The organism is Streptomyces sp. NPDC104814 (assembly GCF_055583185.1).
This window is the reverse complement of the sequence record NZ_JBVJOL010000015.1, coordinates 43,269-61,557: the sequence shown is the minus strand read 5'-3', so window position 1 is coordinate 61,557 and position 18,289 is coordinate 43,269. Positions and strand designations below refer to the sequence as shown.

The 18,289-nt window shown below is 68.9% G+C and carries 16 protein-coding genes and 1 pseudogene; 7 read left to right on the top strand and 10 right to left on the bottom strand.

Features of this window, described 5'->3' with window-relative positions:
* Positions 1-2 precede the first annotated feature (2 nt).
* On the bottom strand, positions 3-1,445 hold the full coding sequence (locus ACZ64A_RS34225; RefSeq protein WP_469815836.1) for an aldehyde dehydrogenase: 1,443 nt from the start codon (positions 1,443-1,445) through the stop codon (positions 3-5).
* Between the two features lie 184 nt (positions 1,446-1,629).
* Between ACZ64A_RS34225 and ACZ64A_RS34220 the strand changes: the two genes are divergently transcribed.
* Both ACZ64A_RS34220 and ACZ64A_RS34215 read left to right on the top strand, forming a co-directional pair.
* Entirely contained in the window at positions 1,630-2,706 is a 1,077-nt protein-coding gene (locus ACZ64A_RS34220; RefSeq protein WP_469815835.1) for an alpha/beta fold hydrolase, read from the top strand.
* A gap of 268 nt (positions 2,707-2,974) precedes the next feature.
* On the top strand, positions 2,975-3,487 hold the full coding sequence (locus ACZ64A_RS34215) for a TetR/AcrR family transcriptional regulator (protein WP_469815920.1): 513 nt from the start codon (positions 2,975-2,977) through the stop codon (positions 3,485-3,487).
* Positions 3,488-3,536: 49 nt separating this feature from the next.
* On the opposite strand, the gene ACZ64A_RS34210 is transcribed toward ACZ64A_RS34215, so the two are convergent.
* The 5 genes and pseudogenes from ACZ64A_RS34210 to ACZ64A_RS34190 form a co-directional block, all read right to left on the bottom strand.
* The gene (locus ACZ64A_RS34210; protein ID WP_469815834.1) at positions 3,537-3,920 is read right to left on the bottom strand and encodes a DUF6009 family protein; all 384 of its coding nucleotides are present in this window, start codon (positions 3,918-3,920) and stop codon (positions 3,537-3,539) included.
* Between the two features lie 202 nt (positions 3,921-4,122).
* Positions 4,123-5,676 carry a DNA primase family protein gene (locus ACZ64A_RS34205; protein WP_469815833.1) on the bottom strand — a complete coding sequence of 518 codons (1,554 nt, stop codon included), beginning with the start codon at positions 5,674-5,676 and terminating at the stop codon, positions 4,123-4,125.
* Complete coding sequence (locus tag ACZ64A_RS34200) at positions 5,673-6,812, bottom strand: bifunctional DNA primase/polymerase (protein ID WP_469815919.1); 1,140 nt, start codon at positions 6,810-6,812, stop codon at positions 5,673-5,675. The genes ACZ64A_RS34205 and ACZ64A_RS34200 overlap by 4 nt, the downstream gene beginning before the upstream one ends.
* Positions 6,813-7,840: 1,028 nt before the next feature.
* Positions 7,841-8,431, bottom strand: a complete 591-nt coding sequence (locus ACZ64A_RS34195) for an SMI1/KNR4 family protein (RefSeq protein ID WP_469815832.1) — start codon at positions 8,429-8,431, stop codon at positions 7,841-7,843.
* 292 nt (positions 8,432-8,723) lie between these two features.
* Positions 8,724-9,272 (bottom strand): annotated as a pseudogene (locus ACZ64A_RS34190) (hypothetical protein).
* Positions 9,273-9,517: 245 nt separating this feature from the next.
* On the opposite strand from ACZ64A_RS34190, the gene ACZ64A_RS34185 reads away from it, so the two are divergent.
* From ACZ64A_RS34185 to ACZ64A_RS34175, 3 genes are all read left to right on the top strand, one after another.
* Positions 9,518-10,105, top strand: coding sequence for an Imm21 family immunity protein (locus ACZ64A_RS34185; RefSeq protein WP_469815831.1), 588 nt, complete (start codon positions 9,518-9,520; stop codon positions 10,103-10,105).
* A gap of 937 nt (positions 10,106-11,042) precedes the next feature.
* The gene (locus ACZ64A_RS34180; RefSeq protein WP_469815918.1) at positions 11,043-11,495 is read left to right on the top strand and encodes a MarR family transcriptional regulator; all 453 of its coding nucleotides are present in this window, start codon (positions 11,043-11,045) and stop codon (positions 11,493-11,495) included.
* On the top strand, positions 11,492-11,803 hold the full coding sequence (locus ACZ64A_RS34175) for a cyclic nucleotide-binding domain-containing protein (protein WP_361621145.1): 312 nt from the start codon (positions 11,492-11,494) through the stop codon (positions 11,801-11,803). Before ACZ64A_RS34180 ends, ACZ64A_RS34175 begins: the two co-directional genes overlap by 4 nt.
* Positions 11,804-12,146: 343 nt before the next feature.
* Here ACZ64A_RS34175 and ACZ64A_RS34170 read toward each other — a convergent pair whose 3' ends face one another.
* On the bottom strand, positions 12,147-12,701 hold the full coding sequence (locus tag ACZ64A_RS34170; protein WP_469815830.1) for a CGNR zinc finger domain-containing protein: 555 nt from the start codon (positions 12,699-12,701) through the stop codon (positions 12,147-12,149).
* Between the two features lie 197 nt (positions 12,702-12,898).
* The gene (abc-f, locus tag ACZ64A_RS34165) at positions 12,899-14,533 is read right to left on the bottom strand and encodes a ribosomal protection-like ABC-F family protein (RefSeq protein ID WP_469815829.1); all 1,635 of its coding nucleotides are present in this window, start codon (positions 14,531-14,533) and stop codon (positions 12,899-12,901) included.
* An 89-nt stretch (positions 14,534-14,622) separates the two neighbouring features.
* Here abc-f and ACZ64A_RS34160 point away from each other — a divergent pair, with 89 nt between their 5' ends.
* Positions 14,623-14,862, top strand: a complete 240-nt coding sequence (locus ACZ64A_RS34160) for a hypothetical protein (protein WP_469815828.1) — start codon at positions 14,623-14,625, stop codon at positions 14,860-14,862.
* Positions 14,862-15,239 carry a fic family toxin-antitoxin system, toxin component gene (locus tag ACZ64A_RS34155; protein WP_469815827.1) on the top strand — a complete coding sequence of 126 codons (378 nt, stop codon included), beginning with the start codon at positions 14,862-14,864 and terminating at the stop codon, positions 15,237-15,239. The genes ACZ64A_RS34160 and ACZ64A_RS34155 overlap by 1 nt, the downstream gene beginning before the upstream one ends.
* Positions 15,240-15,407: 168 nt before the next feature.
* Here ACZ64A_RS34155 and ACZ64A_RS34150 read toward each other — a convergent pair whose 3' ends face one another.
* Both ACZ64A_RS34150 and ACZ64A_RS34145 read right to left on the bottom strand, forming a co-directional pair.
* Positions 15,408-16,736 (bottom strand): ParB/RepB/Spo0J family partition protein, encoded by a 1,329-nt coding sequence (locus ACZ64A_RS34150; RefSeq protein WP_469815826.1) that lies wholly within the window; start codon positions 16,734-16,736, stop codon positions 15,408-15,410.
* Positions 16,733-17,992, bottom strand: coding sequence for a ParA family protein (locus ACZ64A_RS34145; RefSeq protein ID WP_469815825.1), 1,260 nt, complete (start codon positions 17,990-17,992; stop codon positions 16,733-16,735). The genes ACZ64A_RS34150 and ACZ64A_RS34145 overlap by 4 nt, the downstream gene beginning before the upstream one ends.
* Positions 17,993-18,289: the final 297 nt, after the last annotated feature.

Sequence of the window (18,289 nt, the reverse complement as noted above, 5' to 3'; positions counted from 1 at the left end):
GGTCAGACCGTGATCGTCTTGTACTCGGTGTACGTGCCGAGGCCGACCGCCCCGTACTCGCGGCCGATGCCGCTGGCCTTGAAGCCGCCGAAGGGGCCGTCGAAGGCGATCGGGGCGCCGTTGACCGTGACCGTGCCGGTGCGGAGGCGACGGGCGAACGCCAGGGCGTGGTCCTCGTCGGCGGACCAGACACCGCCGGAGAGGCCGTACTCGGAGTCGTTGGCGATGCGGACGGCGTCGTCCTCGTCGTCGTAGGCGATGACGACCAGGACCGGGCCGAAGATCTCCTCCTGCGCGATGCGCATGGAGTTGTCGACGTCGGCGAACACGGTCGGCGTGACGTAGTTGCCCTTCTCCAGGCCCTCCGGGATCTCCGGGCCGCCGGTGACCAGGCGGGCGCCCTCCTCGATGCCGAGCCGGATGTAGGTGCGCACCCGTTCCTGCTGGTCGGGGCGGATCATCGGGCCGATGAAGGTCTCCGGGTCGTTCGGGTCGCCGACCTTCAGCGACTCCACCAGCTCCTTCAGCGCGGCCACGACCTCCTCGTACCGGCTGCGCGGGGTCAGGACGCGGGTCTGGGCGATGCAGGACTCGCCGTTGTTGAGCAACGAGCCGAACTTCAGGCCCGCGACCGCCGTCGCGATGTCGGCGTCCGGCAGGATGACGGCCGCCGACTTGCCACCCAGCTCCAGACTGACCCGCTTGAGCTGCTCCCCCGCGATCGAAGCGATACGGCGGCCGGCGCGGGTGGAGCCGGTGAAGGCGATCTTGTCGACGTCCGGGTGCGAGATCAGGTACTCGCTGGTCTCGCGGTCCGCGGGCAGGAGACTGATCACTCCCCCGGGCAGACCTGTCCGTTCCAGCAGTTCGGCCAGGAGACCCATGCTCAGTGAGTTCTCCGGGGGCACCTTGAGGACCACGGAATTGCCGGCGACCAGGGCCGGGATGATTTTCGAAGTGGCCGAGGAGAACGGCGAGTTCCATGGGATGACCGCCGCCACGACACCTACGGCCTCACGGCGCACCACACTGCGCACGGGGGCGGCCGCGTCGGAGGACGCCAGGGTCTCCTCCCAGGCGAAGTGCTCCGCCGCCTTCAGGTAGGCGTTCGCCTGCCGTGTCAGGCCGGGCTGCCCGGCGCGGGTGAACCATCGAGCCGAGCCGTTCTCCAGGGAGATCAGCTCCGCGATCCTCTCGGCGTTCTCCTCGCGCAGGGCGTTGAACCGCCGCAGCAGCGCGATCCGCTCCGCCGGCGGGGTCAGCCGCCACTGCCCCGCCTCGAAGGACGCCCGTGCCGCGGCCACCGCGCGGTCGATGTCCGCCGGTTGGGCCTGCGCCGCACGGCCGATCAGGGTCTGGTCGTGCGGCGAGGCGATGTCCAGCAGGTCCTGGGCGCTCGGCTCCACCCAAGAGCCCCCGATGAAGAGCCTGTTGTACGTGATCACGCGCTGCCTCTCTTCCCGTGTACGCTTCTCTAACTGTCACTTCAATGTAGCATTTATCTGCAATACTTACACATGTGTATGGTCAGTCACTGCGCGCGTCACCTGCTTGACCGGTGACGATTGGTTGTGCGAAGGTCAGCGAGCCGCAGAGGCACGGTGGAGACGTACGACGGAGGGGTTCGAGATGATCGACAGGCGTACCTTCAACAAGGCAGCCGGCCTGGGCACCGGCGCGGCCGCGCTCTCACTGTCCGGCCTGCAGGCCCAGGCGTCCGCCTCGACCGGCACGGGCCAGGCGGGCGGCAAGGACGTCCCCGCCGTGCCCGAGGTCTCCCCCGGCACCCACACGAGCTTCCCCACGCTGAAGCACGTCAAGGCAGGCGTCCTGAACGTGGGTTACGCCGAGGCGGGGCCGGCACACGGTCCGGTCGTCATCTGCCTGCACGGCTGGCCGTACGACATCCACAGCTACGTCGACGTCGCCCCGCTGCTGGCCGGCCTGGGCTACCGCGTCATCGTCCCGTACCTGCGCGGCCACGGCTCGACCGGCTTCCTGTCGCCGAGCACGCCCCGCACCGCGGAGCAGTCCGCCATCGCGCTCGACATCATCGCCCTGATGGACGCGCTGAAGATCCACAAGGCGGTTCTGGCCGGCTTCGACTGGGGTTCACGCACCGCCGACATCATCGCCGCCCTGTGGCCCGAGCGCGTCAAGTCCCTGGTGTCCACCGGCGGTTACCTCATCACCGACCGCAAGATGCAGCTGACACCCGCGGCTCCTGCGGTCGAGCACAACTGGTGGTATCAGTGGTACTTCGCCACCGACCGCGGCAAGCAGACCATGCAGGACGTCGAGGACCGCATCGCCCTGTGCCGCTACGTGTGGACCCTCGTCTCACCCAACTGGGACTTCGACGACGCCACCTTCCAGCGCACCGCCGAGGCCTTCAAGAACCCCGACTACGCCGCCATCGTCCTGTTCAACTACCGCTGGCGCATCGGTCTCGCCGACGGGGAACGACGCTATGACCGCTACGAGGCGCTGCTCGCGGCCCAGCCCCCCGTCCACGTCCCCACGATCACCCTCGATCCGGCCCTCGACCCCTTCACCGCCCCCGGCGACGGCGCCGGTTACCGCACGCACTTCACCGGGCCGTACGAGCACCGCACCATCGCGGACATCGGCCACAACCTGCCGCAGGAAGCACCCTCCGTCTTCGCCCAGGCGGTCGTCGACGCCGACCACCTCGGGAGCCGGTGACGACTCGTCTCCGGCGAGCGCCCCCCTGTGCCGGAACTCCTGAAAGGGGATCTGTCGTGGTGGGCATCAAAGGTGGACGCAAGCCGATGGTGACGGCGGCTCGCATCGACCTGCCTGGTCCCGACACGTCTGTGTGACAGTTATGACACTAACCACCACAGTCAAATGCTTCTTGGGCTCGGAGGTTCCACATTCCGCGGCTAGACTCGGTGCGGTGAGAGCCGACGCAGTACGCAACGTCGAGGCCGTTCTGACCACCGGAGCGCGCATGCTCGCCGCCGACCCGGGCGCGAGCATCGCGAGCATCGCCGCCGAGGCCGGCGTGGACCGGCGTACCGTCTACCGGCGCTTCGCCTCCCGTGAGGAACTCCTCACCGCCATCTACGCATCCCGCCTCACGGCCATCGAACGGGCCATCGAGGACGCGCGGTTGCGTGAGGCGCCCGTCGCCGTCGCGCTCCACCGCTACGTCGAGAACATCATCGTCGTCAACCGCACCTGGCCCGTCGACCTCACTCGCATGCTCGCCGACGACAGCGTCCACGCTCGCCGGGACGCGGCCGTCCGCGAGGTCGACGCCTTCCTGGAGCGCGCCACCGAGGAGGGCCTGCTGCGCCCCGGCCTCCCGCCGGGCTGGGCGAGCGCACTGCTGCCCCAGCTGATGCACCTGGTGTCCCGGCAGCTGCCCGAACTGAGCGCCGGGCAGGCGGCGGACGTCGTCGTCGACACCCTGCTGCGCGGACTCGGAATGGGGCCCGCCGCCCCCGCCGTACGCCCCTGAGGGACCTCACCTTGACCCTGGCCCGGCGGCACACCGCAGGCGTGTGTCGTCAGGGGGTCGAGGTTGCTATGGCCACGTGGCCGCTCTGGGACCTCGGTGTCTTCGCTCCCGGCTTCTTCGGGGCGATCGTGCGCGGGTCGACCGCTTCGCCCGGCGCTCCCTCGCGGTACAGGCCGTCGGGCAGGCTGTCCCGGTCGTGGGGCAGCAGGAAGAACACCCTGCGCTTGTACAGGCCGCTGTCCGGGTCCGGGGAGGCGTCCTCGTCCAGCAGCGCGTAGCCGACCATGCGGCCGTCACGCGCGTACGGCGGCTTGGTGTTGCGCCGCCTGGTCTTGTCCAGAGCCTGACGCACGTAGTCGAGCCCTTCGAGGTTCTCCAGCCACACCACCTCGGCCTCGTGGATGAGGTCGCTCTCGGTCAACAGCGAACTCATGGCTGCAGCCTCTCCTTCATCGGCGTACTCCCCGGCCAGGGCCCACGGCCGGGGATGTCTCCCTGTCGCTCCGGCCCGCTCGTCGCCGGGGAATGGGCCACTTCGCGAGGGCCACCGCAACCGGAGGCCCGCCCACCATCGTAGAGCGCGCCGCGACGACGGTGTAGGCCGCGTGACGGAGGACGCAGGCCCGGGGAGGCGGTCACGGGTGCTCCAGCAGGGCGATGCCGGGGTAGTACTTGCGGCCGTTCGACTTGATCATGTCGTTCGGGGAGGCCACGCCGACCTCCTGGCGGACACGGTTGGCGAAGGCCCGGGGCGTCGCCGGCCGGATCCCTTCCCCGGCGTTGCACCACGAGCTGTACTCCGCGTAGAGCAGCCCCTGCTCCACCCGCAGATCCTTCCCCGCATCCCCGTCACGCGTGCAGCATTCGGCGAGGAATCGCCCGATGTGGTCCTCGGTGGTGGCGTACGCCGTCGTGGCGATACGCACCCTGTCCGGGCCCTCCAGGGGGTCCCTGGTGCGCAGATAGCGCTGCGCACCCTCGATGAGCCACTGCAGGATGCCCGGCCCCTCGTCGCGGACCAGCTCGAAGGCGAGGTTGTCGATCCTGCGGTGCGCCGGGACGGTCCGGGTGAAGGGCAGCAGGCGGATGCGCCGCCAGAACGCGAAGCCGCCCGTGGAGACCTCCGGTCGGTGGTTGCCCAGCAGCCACAGGTGGTGCGTGGGGGTGAAGGAGAAGTAGTCCTGCCGCATACGGCGGGCCTTGATCTTGTCACCGCCCGTCAGGAGCCGGACACGGGCCTCGTCGAACTTGTCGTTGGGCTTCAGCTCGCTGCACACGATCAGGCGGCGCCCGTGCAGTTCGGTGAGCTCGGTGGAGTGCTCCGAGAAGGCGCCACGGTCCATCAGGAAGCCGGGCGGAGCGGCGTCGGCGTAGTCCCCAAGGATCTGGATCATGATGTCGAGCAGTACGGACTTGCCGTTCTTGCCCTCACCGTGGAGGAAGGGCAGCACCTGTGCGCCCACGTCGCCGGTGATCGAGTAACCGAGCAGCAGGTGCAGGAAGGCGATCATCTCCCGGCCCTCGTCGTCGTCCCCGAAGGTGTCGGCGAGGAACCGGTGCCAGCGCGGGGTCTCCATCGTCTGCGGGGCGACGCTGGTGGCACGGGAGTGGAAGTCACGCGTGGGGTCCGGCTTGCGCAGATGACCGCTGTGCAGGTCGACCACGCCGACGGGAGTGCACAACGCGTAGGGATCGCCGTCCAGTCGGTCGGGGTCCACCGAGATGTCCGGTGACGCCTTCGCCTGGGTCAGCAGGGCCTTCAGGCCGGTGGTGGACAGCGTCCGCCGCTTGTGATGGGCGAGTTCGCGGTCGCTGAACACCCCGCGCGGGTCACTGGCGGCCATGTCCTCCGCCATCTCCCCCGCCGCCCACAGAGCGGCCTTCTCGCCTCCCCCGCGCTTCCAGCGGTAGCCGTCCCAGGCGAACCAGCCCAGCCCTTCGACATGCCGGAACTGGTCGCGGTGCATCTGCACGAACAGGCGGGCGTTGCCCCGGTCCGAGAGGGACGGAGGCAGCAACAGGGGCGAGGGAGAAGGGGCTTGCGCGAACGACGGGACGGTCTCGTGCACGGAGCCCTGGGCAGGCAGGCGTGCGGGCCCGGCGACCACACCCGCCGACTCCAGGTCGAGCATCTGCTGAGCGGCGGCCTGCGGGTCGAAACGCGGTGTGCCTTCGGCACTGCTGCTCATGGACGTCCTTTGAGGTGGAGAGGGCGAACGGACCCTACGGCAAGGGCGTCGTCGACGATCTTTTCATTCCGGGTCTGCTGCCACGGCCGGGCGTAGCCGGCGACACGGACAAGGCGGTCACGAATGGCGGCGTGGTCCAGATGCCCCGCCCCGACAAGGCCGCCGGCGGTATAGGCGGCTCGGTTCAACTTCTCGGTGAAACCAGTCCCTTCCGGAGCGGCCGCGCATTCGGCGACGACAGCGATCAGAGGCTCGATGAGCAGCTCGGCGGAGGCGGTACGACGCTGTCGGCGAGTGGTGGGGATGAGGGCGGGGGTGGGCGCGGTGCGGGTGCCGTCGGTATCGATGCCGGTCTCTATGCCGGTGTCGGTGGGGTGAGGGTGGGTTGGGACGGGAGCTGTCGAGACAGGGGCTGCGGTGGGCCGGGGCTCGAGCACGTGTCCCGTACGGCGGAGCTCGCGGCGGAGCCATTCCGGCAGGGGGGCGGGGCGACGAGCTGTTCCCTCCGCACGGTAGACGCCCTGGGGGGTACGGGTGCCGGGGGCCACGATGTAGCCGCCGTCGGCGCGTACGTCGACCTGCCAGGCCAGGGCCGTGTGCCGGGCCGACCCGGTGGAACACCTGTAGCGCGTCGAGGGGTTCGGATTGCAGTACCAGACGTGCAGGCCGCCCGAGGGGGTGCGCACGCGCAACGTGGTCTCGTCCTCGGCGGGAGAGGTCTCACGCCGGTAGGCGGCCAGCAGCGCAAGCGTGTCGAAACCTGAGGCGAGGCCGGCCAGCTGGACCTGCGCGGGGATGTCGACACCGGGCAGGAGGCGTCCTCTGTCCGGCACGGGGGCCTCGTGGGCGTCGATGTCGATGACGACGAGGTCGGCAGGACCGCAGGCGACTCCGACTCCCGCGGCCGGAGTCTCTGCCCACCAGCGCTCGACGCGGTCGGGGTCCGTCGTAGCGGCGTGGAAGCCGTGACAGGGGCGTCCTGCGGGCAGGCAGGGGCAGGACGCGGGCTCGTGTCTGCGTCCTGCGCACGCGGGGCAGTTCGCGACAGGAGTCTTCCGCCCGGGAGTGAGGGGGTGGACCGGCCAGCCCTGCGCGGCACACCAGCGGGCGACGGCGCGCGGCGACCCGGGCGCCACTCCGGCGGCACGGCGGCGGCTGTCGTCTTGGCGCGGCACAGGGATCGTCCTCGTCACTTCTCGTCTGCCCGATCACTTCACACACCTGGCACGGAGGTTGGCCCGGCCAGGGACCGAAGGGACTCTGATGCGAAAGGAGTCTAAGGCCCGCTCATCGAAAAGGGAGTGTCTCTCCGACCCGCGTGCCGTTCTATCAGCTCCGTGGGTCCCTTGGGTCCCTGGGGAGGGGCGGGGCGGGTGGAGGGGAGAGCAGCGGGGAGGGACTGACGGTGGATCGGCGCGGGACCGGCTTGGGGCGGGGGCTCAGGGCTGCAAGGGACCGGGGCTCGAGGGACCAAAGGGGCCAGGGACCGAAGCGCAGGGGCTGGAAAATCGGGCAGTCCCTGCGGGGTTGGCGGATATCTGTGCAGGTCAGAGCGTTTTCCTGAGATCAGCCAGGGACTGGAGGGACTTAACTTGGCAATTATGAGCTGTAGTAGAGAGTTGTGTTGTATGCGCGCGCGTGTACGAATACATGTCTTCTCTACGTCATAATTGCGGAGTTGAGTCCCTACAGTCCCTCTCAGTACGTGTCACAGGCCTCTGACCTGCGAAAATGCCAGGGACTGAAGGCCAGGGACGGAAAGAGCCGTAGTCCCTCGGCCCCTGTAGTCAGGCCCTGCCGGACGTTGAGTCCCTCGTTGCCGGGGGGCTTGGTGCGGGCCGGCGCCTGCACATCAGCTCTTGGGGTCAGGGACCGAACTGCTTGGTCCCTGGGGCACAGGTCTCTCGGCTTGGGACTCCAAGCCCCTCCCCTCCCTTGCCGGGTGCACCCTTCGCCTCGCCTAGGGACTGGAGCCTGGTGAGGACTTCGGTGCTCCGGTCCGCCCGCCAACTGCTACCCCAGTTCCCCGCCCGGCGTGAAAACGCTTGGCGGCAGAGTCCTCAGGGCGCTGGGCTATTACGCCGTAATAGCCCAGGGCGGGGGTCTCATGTCTCAGAGGACCCCCGATGTGGGAGCCTGTCCCCCGCCGGTGAGTGCTGGCGTTTCACATGCCGCGGTCTGGGCCGTACCAGGACTCGGGGCGTTCGTTCGCGGACATCGGTAGGTGGCGCAGCTTTACAGGCCCTGGATAGAAGGCGGAGCTGTTGGGGCCGGTCATGTCTTCGCCGATCAGGTAGCGGTAGAGCCATTCGGCGAAGTTCATGCGGTGCTCTGCCCAGGTTTCGTGATAGCTGACCACGAGCCTGGTGTTGTCGGCGGCTGCGTCGAGGAAAACCGTCTCTCCCCTGTCGGTGCACGCGATCGGCCACAGGCCGTTGCGGGTAAGTTCCTCAAGACCGGAGAGCTGGCGGGGATCCTCGTCGTCGTCCAGGTCGAGCTCGTCCCAGGGCACCTCTGACCAAGCCTGAGCGGTGTCCCGCATCCACTGGGCCAGGTTCCACCGCTCGGTCGCGGGATGCGACAAGTAGAGATGTCCGTTGAGTTGGATCGGGGCGTAGGCGTCGACGATCACCCGGTAGTCGGGCGGCAGCCGTATGCCGAGATCGGCGTGGAGGCGGTCCCATGCCGACGGCTCTGCATAGCGGCTCTGGGCCGGTCCGAGCATTGCCATGGTGGCAGCTAGGTAGTCGGTCATGGTGTTACCTCGTTGCGATGGATCGCGCTGAGCAACAGGCCAGCGGCAGGGTGGGATCACCGGAGTGCCTTATGGATCATCGCAGCCCGCCGTCCGCGCCGGTGAGGCCGCCAGCCTGCGTTAGCAGGTCAGCGGTGCGAGGCCGGCTGCTGAGGTACTCCCCGGCCCCGGGGCGCTGTGTGTGCTGGTCGGCCTCGGTGTCTCGAGCTATTACGGCGTAATAGCTCGCCGGTCTTGCATGGTCTTGCAGGAGTCGAGCCTTGCCGGAGCCGTTTGTCGGCGAGGTGGGTAGTCAGTCGAGGCTGTTGGCCCATGCTGTCAGCGTGGTGAAGTCGTCCGTGGTCAGGCCGCGTCGTGGGCCGACGCGGTGTAGGAGGGCGAGGCCGTTGTGGTGGTCCTTCACTCAGGTGCGGTCCGCCTCTGTGACTTCGTCATCGACCCAGGCGAACGCACGGCCTTGCGCCCACGCGACGGTCTCTGGCGTCTTCCAGAACACGCCGCTCCCGGGCTCCGGCCGAGGCGAGGGCCAGGGGATGAAGGGCAACTCGGGCAATCCCAGGACTGGTGCGATGAAGGTATTGGCTTCCTCCTCCCACGTCGTCGCCCACATGAGGTCGAAGGGAAGCGCCTCCAGGGCTGGGCCGTGATTCGGGTTGAGCCATACCCGCAGAGGCTTGACTGGTTTGTTAGGCAGTCCCCACTCAGTCAACCGACGCCGCTCGGCGGCCTCCCAGCGAGGGGTCAGAATGCGGTGCGTCTCGTAGCCCTCGGGCCGGCGATACGGCTTCGCGGCGTACGGGTTCAGCGGTCCGTCGACATCTATCAGCAGTACGGGGCGCACCCGGCTCCTCCTCCCCTGGTCCCGTGTCGCACGGTACCGACCGGCGTCGAGACCGCCCAACGCATTTCTTTCGAGCGTGCTCAGCCAGCGCTGAGGGAGGCCGTCTCGGCGGCTGGAGCTATTACGGCGTAATAGCTCCAGGTGCCTTGCAGAGCGCTTGCTTCCGCCAGAGCTGGCTGAGCCGTTCTCTGTACTGAGCGGCAGTAGTCGCGGGCGTTGTCATTGGACGAGGGCACACCCAGTGCATGAGCGCCCCCTCGTGCATCGCAGTCGGTGCGTCACCAGGCCTCCCTGCCTGGGTGGAGTCCGTGGGCGGCCCTTTGATCGTCGTTCCCGTCTCCGCCCTGGCTGCTTGGAGTGGCTGTGCTGAGAGCGGGGATACGGGGGGAGACGCCCCCGCTCCGGACGACTACGACCGGGCCTGTGCGGTGGACGATCTGGCCGGTGTGATCACCGTGGGCGAGAACGGTGCGCAGGCACTGGTGCTGGCGGATGAACCGGCCACCAGTTGCTATCTGCCCGAGCACCGAGCGTTCCTGCGGTGGCTTGCCGCCGAGTCCGAGGACGGACTGAGGGCTGCGGCAGATGCTCTTCTCGCCGACGTGGCCACAGTGTGGGAGGCGTGCGGCACCTGGGTGTTGGATGGTCCGGCCGTGCTCATGGACTCCGCTGAAGCGGGCTACGAACTCGGGGTGGGGTATCCCGGCGGTGGGGTGCCTGCCCAGGCATTGATCCCCTTGTCGGCTGGCCGTTGGAGGGTCCGCGCCACCAACAGCAAGGTGGGTGAGGAGAACTGGGTCGGTCTGGTCCAGCTGCTGCCCATCGAGTCCTGAACGGGCAGTGCTTCGGCCGGGTGCGGTCAGGGACGGCGGGCCAGGTTGTCCAGATGAGGCAGTGGGGCTATGTGGTCTGGGCGAGCGTCGGCACTCGGCGGCGAGCTATTACGGCGTAATAGGTGGGGGAGGGGGAGGGCCGGCTTGGGGCCGCCCCTCGGGCGTTTCGCGGTCTGCTGCTTGGGCGCGCGTCGGGGGTGGTCCGGTGAGGGGTCCGGATGGGGCGGCCTTGGGGGCGGGCGGTTTCTGTTTCCGTGGTTGAGGGAGTGTCAGCCGCTGTCCCGCAGCTGGGGTCCTGGAGGGGGATGACGTGGCTGGGGGCGGTGGGGGGCTGATGGAGGCATACGCGCGCCTGGTCGTTCGTGTACCGGTGCGTCGTGGCTGACTTTCTGTGGTGCGGGAGCAGTGGGGGAGTGGGGCCGGCCGAGTCAGTTTGGCTGTGCCTTGGACGGGCCTGAGGTGAAGGCGGGACCCCGGTCCGGCGGTGGGTTTAAGGAGAGAGAGCGTCAGCTTCCGCGCGCCTCTGACCTGCGGAAATAGGGGGACCAGCCCAGTTCCTGTGAACTGCCGGGCAGTTCCTGTGACAGCGGAGGCAGCTCTGCGGAACTGAGTGCCCGGTTCTCTTGATCGTGGTGGTCGGTTCTGCGGGACTGCCACCGCTGCTGTAAGAACTGCCAGGCAGTTCCTGGCGACTGCCACCACGTCTACAGGAACTGAGTACCGCTGTTCTGTAGCAGCGGTAGATTGACGTCACGTACATGTCTCACCGGGCGTGTGCCCGAGTGTCAGGGTGAGCGAGTCATGTCTCCGGTGCACGCGACACGGCCGACAGGCGGAGTTGATTGACTTCCTGCTCATGTACGTTAGGTTCATGAAGGCGGCTCAAGGTGCCGCCTTCAACGAACAGTGCGGCAATGACCCATGCACGGAGGGCCTGTTGGGAGCAGCACGCAGACTGGTCGACGCCGACACGGGCGAGCCGGTCATCTATGCGCCATACGCCTTCTCCGGCAAGCACACCCAGGTCGACAAAGCCAGGGTCGAGGCCATCACCGAGTCGACGGCCTTCACGCCCAGTCAGAAGTTCCTGGTGCTCTGGTGGATCGGTGTCTCCCCGGAGGGCATGGAGCCGCTGCGGGCTACGGGGGCGGACATCGCCAAACGGGTGGGCATGTCGACCGATGCCGTGGGGAAAATCAATAGGAAGCTGACCAAGCACCGCATCCTGGTCGTCCGTGGTCGTATCGGTAATTACAACCTCTACCGGATCAGCCCCTACATCGCGTTCCACGGCACAGGCGTGGAACAGCGTGAAGCGGTGAAATCATGTAATCCACCAGACATCCCGGGCTTCGACGAGAACACGCCAGCACGGTGGGAGGCAAAGTGACCAGCGACGACAGGCAGCAGAACCTCAAGCTGCTGGAGGCCACGGCCGGTATGACCGCCAACCAGCGCCTCGTCGTCATGCTCTACGCTCTGCATCCGACCGATCGTTCCGGTGCCGTACTGGAAACGGCCGCGCAGCTGGCCAAGCTGGTCGGCATGGCGCCGCCCGTCTTCTCGCGCACGCGCAAGCAGGTCATCGAGCTCGGTTGGCTCGAGCAGACGGAGAAGATCGGTCACATCAAGTACTACCGCCTGACCCCGGGACAGCTGGGGGAGCGGGTCGTGGTTCCCTTCCGTCGGGCCACCTGAAGCGGTCGGCGGATCGCCCCTCATGTACCTCACGTCAATGAGGGGCGATCCGTGGGACGTCATAGCCTGACGTCCCGGTAACCGCGTTGCTGCGTGGCGAGGCCGGCCTCTCCGTGCCTCCGGGCCTCGCCGCAGCTGGAAATGATCAGTGGCGCCTGCCGAGTGATCTATGCCCGCCTATATGTGACACGTAGGGCAGACACTTCCTTATCGCCGCTCTTTCGAACAGTTCGATTCTTCGCTCAGAACGATTCTCCGGTGCAGCCGCCTTGGCGAGGTACGGAGGATTTCGAGCCGAGACCGTACCGAGTGGAGGTGCGGCCGAGGTGGGGGAGGGGAGTGGTCAGCGTGCGGAGGTGGCCTTCTTGCGGGCGCGGTAGGCCTTGGCTTTGATCTTGTTGCCGCAGGACTCCATGCCGCACCACTGGCGTCGCATGCCGTGGGAGCGGTCGATGTAGATCCGGGTGCACTCCGGGTTGCCGCACTCCTTGAGCAGGGGGACGTCCGGGCCGCTGAGCAGTTCGATGGCCTGCCGTGCGACGGTCGCGAGGGCCTGCCCGGGGGTCGCCTCGCTGTGCCGGCCGGTCAGGGTGAGCTGGGGTGTCACCGGGGTCTCGCGGGCGGCGCCGTTGACGACGGTGAGCGCCTCGGGGTCGAACTCCTCGCCCAGGCGGCGGTCGGTGACGAGGCGGTAGACGGCCTCGCGCACCGTGGTCGCCGCCCGGACGTCTTCGTCGTCGGCGGGCGTGATCGTGTCCACGAGTCCGGACTCCAGGTACCAGGCGGTCAGCCGCTCCGGGGTCGCGAACATCTCGAACCGGGCCGAGCGACGTGCTCGCAGGGTCGCCGCGAAGTCGAGAGCCGGGTGCCCGCATACGAAGACATGGTCGAGGTTCACGTCACCATCCTGACAGGTGACTGTCCCGGCAGGCAAGAATCGTCCGCGGTCCGGAAGCAGTGCCTGGTCAGGCGGGTCGCCGCGCCGGACCTCACAGGTGGGCCGGGTGGTCGCGGGGAGAATCCGGCCGACGTGATCGGTGGTCGGCCCGCGCCGGGCACGGGGACTCGGACGCGGGCCACGTCACATGCGGCGGCTCACACCGCCGGGGCCCCGGTCTCCTCGAGCGTGCCGTCGGCCAGTCGCAGCCAGCGGTCGATCCCGATCCCGGCGAGGAACCGCTCGTCGTGGCTGACCACCATGAAGGCACCCCGGTAGGAATTGAGCGCGCTCTCCAGCTGGCCCGCGCTGACCAGGTCGAGGTTGTTGGTGGGCTCGTCCAGCAGGAGCAGATGGGGTGCCGGCTCGGCGCACAGGACGCAGGCCAGGGTGGCGCGCAGCCGCTCACCGCCGGAGAGGACACCGACGGGCAGGTGTGCGCGGGCGCCCCGGAAGAGGAAGCGGGCGAGCAGGTTCATGCGCTCCGCCTCGGGCCGTTCGGGCGCGAAGGCGGCGAAGTTCTCCGCCACGGTGCGGTCCACGTCCAGCAGGTCCAGGCGCTGTGAGAGATAGGCGATCCGGCCGTCGTTGCGCCTGATCTCCCCGCTGTCCGGGGTGAGATCGCCGGTGATCAGCCGCAGCAGGGTCGTCTTTCCCGCGCCGTTCGGCCCGGTGAGCGCGATGCGCTCGGGGCCGCGGATACTCAGGTCGACGCCCTGCCCGGCGAACACCGCCCGGCCGGCGTGGTGGACCTGCAGCCCCTCGCCGACGAAGAGGTGGCGCCCGGCGGGCACCTGGGTATCGGGCAGGTCCAGCGTGAGGCGCTGCTCGTCGCGCAGGGCACGCCCGGCCTCGTTGAGACGGGCCTTGGCATCGCTGACCCGGGAGGCATGCATCGTGCCGGACCTGCCGGCGGCCTCCTGGGCACCCCGTTTCATGGTGCCGGCGAAGATGCGCGGCAGTCCGGCGTTCTTGAGGTTCTTGGCGGCGTTGCTCGCGCGGCGCTCGGCGCGTTCGCGGGCCTGCTGCATCTCCCGCTTCTCCCGCTTGAGTTCCTGCTCCGCGTTGCGGACGTTCTTCTCGGCGACCTCCTGTTCGGCGCGCACGGCCTCTTCGTACTCGGTGAAGTTGCCGCCGTACAGGCGTAGTTCGTCGCTGCCGAGTTCGGCGATGCGTTCCATGCGGTCGAGCAGCGCGCGGTCGTGGCTGACCAGCAGCAGACAGCCGTTGAAGTCCTCGAGGACGTCGTAGAGCTTGTGCCGGGCCTTGAGGTCGAGGTTGTTGGTCGGTTCGTCGAGCAGCAGGATGTCGGGGCGCTTGAGCAGTTGGGCGGCGATGCCGAGGGAGACGACCTGGCCGCCGCTGAGCGTGCTCAGGCTGCGGTCCAGGGTGAGGTCTGCGAGGCCCAGGCGGTCGAGCTGGGCGCGGGTGCGCTCCTCGATGTCCCAGTCGTCTCCGATGGTGGCGAAGTGCTCGTCGCTCACGTCACCCGACTCCACGGCGTCCAGTGCGCGGATCACGTCGGCCACGCCGAGCACTTCGGCGATGGTGAGGTCCCCGGTCAGGGGGAGGCTCTGCGGAAGGTGGCCGAGGGTGCCGTTGACCGTCAAGGAGCCGGTGGCGGGCACGAGTTCGCCGGCGATCAGCTTGAGCAGGGTGCTCTTGCCGGAGCCGTTGGGAGCGACCAGGCCGGTGCGGCCGGTGGTCACGGTGAAGGACAGGTCGTGGAAGACGGGGGTGTCGTCCGGCCAGGCGAAGGAGAGGGCCGAGCAGACGATGGCAGCGTCGGACATGAGGGCGACCTGACCAGCATCACCGGCTGTACGGGTGACGGTTTCCTGCGGCGGCCCCCAAGGCTGGTAACGTCTGTTACCATCCTGGTATGGCCAAGACACAGCTGGGTGCACGCGTCGACGACGACATCGCGGAGCTGGCCAGGGCCCGCGCCAAGGACCGGGGCCTGAGCCTGGGGGACTACATCGCCTCCCTCGTCCGGGACGACGCCGACGGCATGCGCCGGCGCGGGCTGGACGCGGCGCGCCGCTTCCTCGACGAGCACCAGGCGCTGTTCGACGAAGCGGAAGAGGCCGGCCGGCGTCCCGCGGGACCCCACGCGGCCTGATGGATCTCCATATCGACGTCCCCTGGATCCTTCAGGTCGCCGAACTCGCCGGCGCGGACGACCCGGCCCCCGACGACTACGGCGTCCCCGTGGCTGCCGTCGCCTGTCACCGGGCCGAACTCCTCGACCAGCCCGTCTACGACGGCCCCTACGCCCGCGCGGCCGCCCTGGTGCACGTCCTCGGCCGCTGCCGCTGGCTGGAGCGCTCCAACATGGCCGTGGCCGCGGCGACCGGCGTCATGTATCTGGAAGCCTCCGGCATCCCCGTCAAACCCACCCGCGAGGACGCGATCGCGCTGCGCGACCTGCTGCGCGACCCCGCGTGCACCGCCGGGCGGATCGCCGCGCTCCTGCAGACCTGGTCGCCGTCCCGCTGACGGCGCGAGCGCGGCCTTGTCCACCCCCGGCCGTACGCCGCCCGTACACGTACACCGCCCGTACACGTACACCGTTCGTACACGTACACCGCTCCTACGCCTCTTGTGCGCGTACGACGAAGCCCCGCTCCGGTGTGTGGAGGAGCGGGGCTGACGGTGGTCCACCGGTCAGTCGGCCTGAGCGGCGATCTGGTCGACGAGGCGTTGCGCCAGTTCGCCGAGCCGGGCCGGGTCGCGTTGCAGCGCCTTGACGCTCAGGAAGTCGATGAGGTCGAAGAACGTGTCGTCGCTGGGGATCTTCTGGTCCAGCAGCATCGCGATGTACCCGGGCTCGTCGTACGGCAGGGGCCGGGCGGGCCGGGCGTTGGCGGCCGCCGACTCACTCACGCCGGAAGCGGCCTCGGCCGTGCGCGGTTCGGCGATCGGCTGAGCCGCCTTCGTCGGCACGGGCGGTGACGCGGTGTCGGACGCCTCCAGCGGTGCGGCTTCCCGGACCGGGTCCGCCGCGTCCGTCGGGTCCGTCGGGTCTGCCGCGTCCGTCTCGTCCATCGGCACGGGCGAGGGCTGGGCCGCGGAGGCGGTCTCCGCTCGGGGCTGCGGCTGGGGCGCCGGCACCGGATCGACGGTGTCCGCCTGGGGCGGCGGGGCCTGTACCGGCACCGTCGGTGACGGGGCAGGCACTGTCGGGGCGGCTGCCGCGGCGGCACCGGACGCGGACGTGTCGTCGTACGCGGCCGGGCCGGGACCGGGCGGCGGTTCCGTCTGGGCGGCGGCCTTGCGGGCCGCCTTCTCCGCTTCCTTGCGGGCGCGTTCGGCCTTGAGCGCTTCGAGGGCCGCCTTCTGCTGGTCGGCCGGCTTGTTGCCGACGGCGCGCAGCAGGTCGATGGGCTCCTGACCGATCAGTGCCTGGAGTTCGGGAGTGAGCGTGAGCAGCGCCAGCCGCTGGGAGACCCAGCCCTGGGAGCGGTGCAGCCGCTTGGCGAGGGCCGTCTGGCTGCCGTGGATGGCGAGCAGCCGCTGCAGAGCGCGGGCCTCGTCGAGTTCCTCGAGGTCCTGCCGGTGGATGTTGGCCACCAGGGCGGACTCCAGAAGCTCCTCCGACGTGCTGCCCTGGTCGTCGCTCACCATGACCTTGACGGTGGTGAGGCCGGCTTCGCGGGCGGCGGCGAGGCGGCTGCTGCCGTCGATGACGACATGCGTGGCGTTCGGCTCGAGGTCGTCCGCACGGTCCGGGTTGGCCGCCAGATAGGCATCGCGGTTCATGACCGTGATGGCCTGCTTCTGGCCGTGGGTCTTCAGGCTTCCCGCGAGGTCGGTGAGATCGCCCAGTTGCGAGCGCGGGTTGTCGGGGTTGGGGCTGATGCGGTGGACGGGCAGTTCGCTCGGCGGAGCGACTCCCTCGGTCGGCACGCCGGTCGCCGCGGCCACGGCCTGCCGGCGTGCGCTGACGGGCCGGGCGCCGAAGCGTCCGGCGCCCAGCTGGTCGGCCTTGCTCATGAGATCTCCCGGGCCAGTGCGCGCATTCCGATGGCCTGCTGGGACCTGGGGGCGTAGGACAGCAGCGGCTGCTTCATACGGACCGCTTCCTTCTGTTCCTTCAGGTCGCCGATCAGCCCCACCACCCTCGGATCCTTTATGTCGACCCAGCCCTGGAGCGAGGAGGTGGCGATGTAACCGCGGCGGGAGTCGTAGAGGTTGACGACGATGCCGAGGTAGCCGATGTCGATCTGGAGGTCGTCGCGCAGGTCGTCGATCTGCGTGGTGAGCAGCTCGTAGGCGTCGGCGGAACTGTCCTCGGCCTGCACCACGATGAGGGCGCCGGACTGCCCGGGCTTCTCGCCGTCGCGGCGCCTGCCGTAGTAGGCGGCGGCGTCCATGCTGAGGCCGAGGCTGGGCGGGCAGTCGACGATGATGACGTCGTAGTCGGACTCCAGCGGTGCCAGGGCCCGCTCCAGCGCGGCCTCGCGGGCCCGGACGGCGGACAGGCGCACGTCCAGCAGGAAGGCGTCGTTGCAGGCGGGCAGCAGGTGGAGGCGGCCGCCGAAGGTCTCCTCGTCGATGGGCACGATGAGGTCGCGCAGATCGCCCTTGGGGTCGCCCGCCATGTGGTTGGTGAGGCTGTCGCCGTTCATGGGCAGGGGAGCGGCGCCGAGTTGGTTGGTGAGGTGGCACTGCGGGTCGAAGTCCACGAGCAGGACCCGCATGCCCAGGCCGGGCAGGTTCTCCACCTCCAGGGGCCCGTCCTCGGCCTCCTCGCCCTCGTTCTCGCTCGCGCGCAGGGCCTTGGCGAGCGCCTTGGACACGCGGACGGAGTGCAGGGCGTTCGGGGACTCGGCGAGCGCCTCGCCGACGCCGGCCGTGATGGCGGTCTTGCCGACTCCGCCCTTCTGGTTGCAGACGATGATGCGGCGGGTGACGGTGGGCCGCTCGACCTCGGGTGCGGGGTTGGAGTCGAGCCACAGCTTCACCGACTGGGCGAGTCCCTGGATGAGGGAGACGTTGCGGTCGGCGGCGACCTGACGGAAGGTCTCCCACTGCCCGGGCGGCAGGAAGGTGGAGAAGGAGTCCGCGCCCGCGGTGTCGACGGTTTCGGTGGCCGAGGCGAGCGCGCACCAGTCCCTGATGCCCTGTTCCACGGCCGCCTGGATCTCGACGCCGTGCTGGGCCGCTCTGATTTTCAGGTCTTGCCGGATCTGGCTGGGCAGCTTGGAGACGACCTTGTCGCGATCGCCGGAGGAGGCTGGAGAACTCATGGGGATACCTTACTAACGCTCGTGATCGTTTGCGTCATTGACACGTTAGTTAGGTCGACTTCCTTGTGTCGCGGCGCGGTTGAGACCCCGTAATCGCCGCTGTCGTAGTGTCCGAATCGACACCAGTTGTCCCAACTCTGCGGTGTGCGGCGGGCTATTACGCCGTAATAGCCCGTCCGAGTCGGCCCGGTCGCGGGGTGCGCCGTCGCCGTGGGGCATCTGTCGGCGGTTGAGCCCGGAGGGACACTTTCGCGGCCTGTATTCTCGACGCGGCAGACGTGTGTGAGGGCCTTGCCA

Excerpts from the sequence above, each read along its gene's own strand:
- ACZ64A_RS34220 (WP_469815835.1), top strand. The coding sequence starts at position 1,630 with ATGATCGACAGGCGTACCTTCAACAAGGCAGCCGGCCTGGGCACCGGC.
- ACZ64A_RS34215 (WP_469815920.1), top strand. The coding sequence starts at position 2,975 with ATGCTCGCCGCCGACCCGGGCGCGAGCATCGCGAGCATCGCCGCCGAG.
- ACZ64A_RS34210 (WP_469815834.1), bottom strand. The coding sequence starts at position 3,920 with ATGAGTTCGCTGTTGACCGAGAGCGACCTCATCCACGAGGCCGAGGTG.
- ACZ64A_RS34205 (WP_469815833.1), bottom strand. The coding sequence starts at position 5,676 with ATGAGCAGCAGTGCCGAAGGCACACCGCGTTTCGACCCGCAGGCCGCC.
- ACZ64A_RS34195 (WP_469815832.1), bottom strand. The coding sequence starts at position 8,431 with ATGACCGACTACCTAGCTGCCACCATGGCAATGCTCGGACCGGCCCAG.
- ACZ64A_RS34185 (WP_469815831.1), top strand. The coding sequence starts at position 9,518 with ATGAGCGCCCCCTCGTGCATCGCAGTCGGTGCGTCACCAGGCCTCCCT.
- abc-f (WP_469815829.1), bottom strand. The coding sequence starts at position 14,533 with ATGTCCGACGCTGCCATCGTCTGCTCGGCCCTCTCCTTCGCCTGGCCG.
- ACZ64A_RS34160 (WP_469815828.1), top strand. The coding sequence starts at position 14,623 with ATGGCCAAGACACAGCTGGGTGCACGCGTCGACGACGACATCGCGGAG.
- ACZ64A_RS34155 (WP_469815827.1), top strand. The coding sequence starts at position 14,862 with ATGGATCTCCATATCGACGTCCCCTGGATCCTTCAGGTCGCCGAACTC.
- ACZ64A_RS34150 (WP_469815826.1), bottom strand. The coding sequence starts at position 16,736 with ATGAGCAAGGCCGACCAGCTGGGCGCCGGACGCTTCGGCGCCCGGCCC.
- ACZ64A_RS34145 (WP_469815825.1), bottom strand. The coding sequence starts at position 17,992 with ATGAGTTCTCCAGCCTCCTCCGGCGATCGCGACAAGGTCGTCTCCAAG.